The following is a 5,937-nucleotide window of genomic DNA, read 5'->3' on the forward strand; positions in this document are numbered from 1 at the left end:
AGCAAAAATCAGATTTTTATAAACATTTTTTAGATTAATTTATAAGTTACTGATAATGAGGTTAATTATTTTTATTTAGATATATATGTATTACATCAACTAAACTATATTGACTACCTTCAACCAATAATTTGATATTACAATCATTCAAATAACCTTGTAGTTCTCCTACTGTTAATACTTGTAATTGTTCTCTAGTAAAATCTAATTTTTCCATTTTCTATTTTATTTAATTTTTTTTCAATTCCTTTTAAAACCAAAATAACCTTCATCAACCAGCTTTATTTATTACTGATTGACAAAGGTTAATAAGACCTATTATATAGGTAATTTGAGTTACTTATTATTTCACTCTGTTGCGTTTAAGACTTATCTTATCACAACCATATTCCAAAAGTAGTATATAGAAATTAATTAAACAAATAATTATCCTATTTTCTTATCAATTATTTATATAATGTATTTACTTTTATTACTTATTTAATAATGTATTTATTTTATTTAATATTATTAAATTATATAATTTAATTAGGCTGATAATTTATGCTTCTTACAATATGGTTTAACTTTATCAACTTTATAATTTGTCCATTGATAATCACCAGCTTTCTTATATTTACCTTGTATACAATAAAGAATACTTTGATAATGCATATTATTTTTTATTGATGCTTCCTTTATTGAATCATATTCATTTACATATTCTCCTTCCAATGTAAATTGGTATACTTTAACAGGGTGTTTGGAATGTTCTTTATTAATGTAAGTTGATGAACTTATTTTTTCATTATAAAGAAGTGGAGTATCTCTGTTTTGAAGAATTTCGGTTAATTCCAATGTTTTGTAAAATGGAGTTTGAAAAACTATTTCAACATTGAAATTCTCCAACCCATACTTCTTATATTCTCCATTCAACTTATTATTGATATTGAAATAGCTAGAATGTTGTTTCATCCTATGCTGTAAATTGTTAGTTGAACCTATGTAAAACTTATTATTAATAGTATTAGTAATCCGATAAACGCAAGCCACTGAAGGCATTTCTTTAGTATTATTTAATTTATATATCATAATTGTTTTATTTACTTATTTAAGCTGATAACCTATTCATTACAGATTTCTTTAAATCATCCATATCAAAATTGGCTAAATCATCTTCATCATAATTATTATCTACTTTATTTTCTTGAGGCTGTATTTTGTTTGATTCTGTTATATGGTCTTGATCAATGTTCTCTGGTAAAACCTCAAGCCCTTCACTATTATTGTTATTTACTTTATTAGGCTCTGTAATGGCTTGTATAGGGTTAAAATCTACTTCACCATATGTTTTTATAATCTCTCCATCACTGGCCTTAATTGTGCATTCTACACCCATATTTATACAAGTTGATTTTAACACCTCTTTAATTACCTCCAAATCACTTTCTTTAGCATATAAAGCATCGTGAAGGGTAATAGCATCTACATTTGTATTCTTGTAAGCAGTCTGTATAATATGACTTTCTTTGGCTTGAAGAAGGATAGATAAATGATTGTAATTATTAACCTTAAGTAACCATACTATATCAAATATTTGTGGGTATTGCTCTTTGAAGATTTTACCAACTTCTTTTGCTTCTGAATATTTATTGTGGCCGTACAGATAACTAAATACCTTTTCTTTGGCTGCTTTTCTATCTTCTCCTTCAATCACATCTTTTTGAAAAATTGATTCATAAAACCTACCATCCCTAATTAAGTTGATCAATCCCCAAGACTGATTGTCTAATTCTATATTGTTATTCTCAGCATACTCCTTTATTACCTCAACAAAAAATATTAATTGGGAATTTACTAGGTCAACTGATCCAAGCAATTCCCCATCATACATCAACTGTTTTCGTATCTCGGTTGAAATATTGGTAAAGCTGTTACATATTCGGTTGGTATCCTTGCTATACACTTGATATTTATCGTCTGCAAACATATCCAATTGCAATAATTGATTATTGTCTAGCTTTAATCTATCTACTCCACTATAATCTATACTCATCAAGAATTTAGCAGTTCTTTTAGTAATTTCAGAATCAATATACCAATGTTCCCCATCCATCTTAATCTTCTTAACCTTAACTAAAAACCTATGTTCCCCATCCATTAAGTATCTTTTAAAGGTATGTTCCCCATCTATGATTTTAAATGTTTTGCTGATCCCTCTTTTCTTGGAGTAATAGTTATTCCTTTTCCATAAGCCAGCATCTTCACCAATCTTAATAATGGTTGAATAGGTATTGTTATTCTTACCCCCTAAAGCAGCTTCTAATTTTTTAGCTGATAAGGGGCAATAATCAAAAGGATCACGCTTGAAGTGGGTATTTGTGGTGTAAATCTTGGAAAGGATATAAAGGAATTTATAAAAATTGTAGGTTAAAAAAATCTTGGTTTTCCTTTTATCTCCCTCAAAATGAAATAATAATTGCTCTTGTACTTTTTCTTTAATTACTTCTGGATCTTGATTTAAATAGAAGTATAATTTCTTTTCATTGTTCATTAATTTTATTCGTTTAAAATAGTTGCTGTTTGTAATGTTTTAGGTAGGAGGGTTAATTACTCCCTCCCATTCTTCCTTATACATTTTTAAACGAACAACTTAAATGTAATTTTGAATGCTTATTTATAAATACTAGACATTCACTATTATTAACGTAAAAAGTGATATATTTTTCCAAAATTATTCAATTATTTTACAATATTTTCATAACTAATTGATTATCAACTATATTAATTTCATTAAATATTTATATTTTATTTACTTTTATTAATATTTACACTTCATTGATTTAATATTTAATTCATTATTCTAATGTTCCCCATCGATAACTAAATTGATATACCTATTATATTAATGTTCCCCACCCATAGATCAATAATAACATAATCAAATAAGGTATTTTAAGCCATTCTAAGAGGTTTTAAAGAAGAATGATGGATTTGTATTAGAAGTATTAAGAAGTCTTTAAGATGAAGCTAAAAATGGTATTTATGAATAGACATATTATATTATATAAATACAGTATATAACTATTAATATATTATAATTATGTATAGTATATAGAAGTATAATAGATATATATGGGATATATTAGAGTTCCCCACCCATTGAATGTAATTATTGATTATTAGTTATGTATGTTCCCCATCGATAGACCAATAATCAATCATTATAATAGTATATAGAATAAAGATATATAGGTGGCTATTATAGGTGCCCTACCTTTGACTATAAAAAAGTATTATATAATAACTGCGCCCTACCTAATAAATAATAACATATATACTCATATCGGTATCGCAAAGCAGAAAAAAAAAGGATAATCAAATAAATGATTACCCTTATAATATATAAAAATCTAATTTACTTATTCTTCCAGTTTCTTCTTACTCATTACCATACCACTAATCTCACCTTGACAAGCTTTAAACTTCTTCACCCAGCTAGGCTTACGACCTTTACCATTAATAGCATCACTAACTCCTTTAGATTCTGATATTTTAGGTAATGACAATATATCAATCAACAATTCTAAATCATTAACATCTTCAATATTGATATTCAATTGCTCCTTAACCTTTGCTACTACATCTTGATAAGAATCACTTACAGTAACTTTCTTACCACCTTTAGCAGCTTCAGCAAGGGTTATTTCCTTCCCAGCTTCATCTTTAATAATTACCTTACCCTCTTTAGCATCAGTAATTAATTGTTTTAATTCAGTTCCTTTTTTAGCCATTTTATTTAAAATTTAATTGATTACTTATATATGTTGTGTAATACTATTAAATAAATGTTTTAAATCCAACCTATTATATATCAATAAAAATTTTTATTACTGATTTACAGATAGTTACAAATTATTTTTAGTGAAAAGTAAATTTTAGATAATTCCATAGTATTTATATTAAATAAGATACAAATGGATAATATAAATGAATTTTTAAAAAGTGAAGATGAATCAAAAAGAAAAGGTGCTTTACTCCTACAAATATTAGGATTTGAAAATATTGCTAAAACAATTGGAAAATTTGATGACTTTGATTTGTGGGCTACATATAATCATACACCTTACTTAATAGAAGTAAAAGCAAGGACTACTTATAATTTAAATAGTTTTAATACCCACTTCTTAGAAGAATCAAAACTAAATAGATTACAAAAATACAAGGGTATCAAAAAGATATATCTAATGATTTACAATGATGGGATCATATTATTTAATATAAATAAGCTATCAAACTACAAAATTGAAAATAAAAGTCTTCCAGCTACAACAGCAATAAAATCAAATAATATAGATAAAAAAGTAATTAATCTTACTCCAACATCTAATGACAAAATAATAACACTTAGTCAATTAAGAAAAATGATAAACAAATGAAAAAGAAACAATTAAACTTACCACCTCCAACACTTATACTAATTTACATCATATTAGCTATAACAAGCTTCATTACAGCGTTATTACCCGAAAGCAATACATTAGTATACATTGCTTTATTACTAGGTTGTACGGCCTTAATTAAGGTTCTTATTTACTATATAAAAATCTTTAAGGCTATGATTGATTTATACAATGATAATTACATAATGAATAAGATTATAAAGGATAAATTGAATAACAATTATAACAACGATATCAAAATTGATTAATTTCAAAAATAAAGGTACAGCTAATGAGCTAAGATTTTTAAAAAAAATAAATGAGTTATATAATAAACAACACTTTACAACTCGAAATTCCAATAGAATGCTTGATGCTAAAAAGGTAGATATTCAAACAGATCATTTTAACATTCAATGCAAGTCAACAGCTAATAATATCAATTACAGTAAGCTAATGAAAGAGATTGATTTATGTAATAAGGATGATGATAGGATTAACATTATTCAATCTAAAGTAACCCATAAGGGGAACTACATTATACTTAAAGAGGGCGATTTCTTGAATATTATCCGTAATTATTTGAATGATAATGAGTAAATGGAATAAAAAAGGTTGGACTAATTCGGGGAATAAATTCTATCAATCTTCTAAATGGAGAAAGATGGATATAACGGTTTGAATTGTGCCACCCTTTTCGGTCAAACTGTGCCAGGCCTTTCGGTTTAAACCGTGCCATTTCGAGTTCAGATTTCGGTTCGAACCGTGCCACTTTTGAAAGATCAAGTTTAACCTGCTATATCGCCTGAAGAAAAGAGCGATATGGCCAACGTACTTGATCCCATGGATATAAAGCAGATTTTCAGTTTACACAGGGACGGGCTCAGCAACCGGAAGATAGGTGCCGTGCTGGGGATTTCCCGCAATACGGTCAACCAGTACATCTCCTGGCTTGCAGCCTCGGACTACGAAGTGGATGAGGTCATGTCCCTTACCAACACTAAATTAAGGGAGCTGTTCCCTTCCCGCACCACCATAAAGAATGACAGGTTTGATGCCCTGATGCGTTATTTTGAACGGGGAAAAGCAGCTAGAAAGCATCCCGGGTTTACCTTTTTGCACCATTACCAGGAGTACAGGCAGCTGGTGGACAGTCCCTACAGCTATACGCAGTTCATGGAGCATTACCATAGAAAATATCCCAATGCAGAGGGCTCCATGAAGCTTGAGCACCTTCCCGGCCACGAGGTGTTCATCGATTTTGCGGGCACAAGGATGGAAGTTGTGGACCGTGATACCGGGGAAGTCAAAAAGGCAGAAGTCTTTGTGGCCGTGCTTCCCTTCAGCCTGTATACCTATGTAGAGGCATGTTGGAGCCAGAAACGTGAGGACCTTGTCCACTGCATGAACAACATGATGTGGTTTTATGGGGGCGTTTCCAAGGCCGTGGTCTCTGACAACCTAAAATCGGCGGTCACCAGGGCCAGTAAATATGAACCCGAGATCAACCGCTCCC

5 protein-coding genes and 1 pseudogene are annotated in these 5,937 nt (G+C 29.5%); 2 read left to right on the top strand and 4 right to left on the bottom strand.

Going from position 1 to position 5,937, the window contains the following annotated elements; all coding sequences use genetic code 11:
* Positions 1–61: 61 nt before the first annotated feature.
* The 4 genes from KMW37_RS17080 to KMW37_RS17095 all read right to left on the bottom strand — a co-directional run bounded on the left by KMW37_RS17080 (position 62) and on the right by KMW37_RS17095 (position 3,773).
* Positions 62–217, bottom strand: coding sequence for a hypothetical protein (locus KMW37_RS17080; protein ID WP_215225875.1), 156 nt, complete (start codon positions 215–217; stop codon positions 62–64).
* A gap of 311 nt (positions 218–528) precedes the next feature.
* Entirely contained in the window at positions 529–1,071 is a 543-nt protein-coding gene (locus KMW37_RS17085) for a GIY-YIG nuclease family protein (RefSeq protein WP_215225876.1), read from the bottom strand.
* A gap of 19 nt (positions 1,072–1,090) precedes the next feature.
* The gene (locus KMW37_RS17090) at positions 1,091–2,533 is read right to left on the bottom strand and encodes a hypothetical protein (protein WP_215225877.1); all 1,443 of its coding nucleotides are present in this window, start codon (positions 2,531–2,533) and stop codon (positions 1,091–1,093) included.
* Between the two features lie 868 nt (positions 2,534–3,401).
* The gene (locus tag KMW37_RS17095; RefSeq protein ID WP_215225878.1) at positions 3,402–3,773 is read right to left on the bottom strand and encodes a hypothetical protein; all 372 of its coding nucleotides are present in this window, start codon (positions 3,771–3,773) and stop codon (positions 3,402–3,404) included.
* Positions 3,774–3,956: 183 nt separating this feature from the next.
* On the opposite strand from KMW37_RS17095, the gene KMW37_RS17100 reads away from it, so the two are divergent.
* Complete coding sequence (locus tag KMW37_RS17100; protein WP_215225879.1) at positions 3,957–4,418, top strand: hypothetical protein; 462 nt, start codon at positions 3,957–3,959, stop codon at positions 4,416–4,418.
* Between the two features lie 825 nt (positions 4,419–5,243).
* A pseudogene (locus KMW37_RS17105) lies at positions 5,244–5,937 on the top strand (DDE-type integrase/transposase/recombinase); the annotation flags it as partial.

The organism is Echinicola shivajiensis (assembly GCF_018642165.1).
Classification (GTDB): Bacteria; Bacteroidota; Bacteroidia; order Cytophagales; family Cyclobacteriaceae; genus Echinicola; species Echinicola shivajiensis.

Coding starts and splice junctions, on each gene's coding strand:
- KMW37_RS17080 (WP_215225875.1), bottom strand. CDS start 217: ATGGAAAAATTAGATTTTACTAGAGAACAATTACAAGTATTAACAGTA.
- KMW37_RS17085 (WP_215225876.1), bottom strand. CDS start 1,071: ATGATATATAAATTAAATAATACTAAAGAAATGCCTTCAGTGGCTTGC.
- KMW37_RS17090 (WP_215225877.1), bottom strand. CDS start 2,533: ATGAACAATGAAAAGAAATTATACTTCTATTTAAATCAAGATCCAGAA.
- KMW37_RS17095 (WP_215225878.1), bottom strand. CDS start 3,773: ATGGCTAAAAAAGGAACTGAATTAAAACAATTAATTACTGATGCTAAA.
- KMW37_RS17100 (WP_215225879.1), top strand. CDS start 3,957: ATGGATAATATAAATGAATTTTTAAAAAGTGAAGATGAATCAAAAAGA.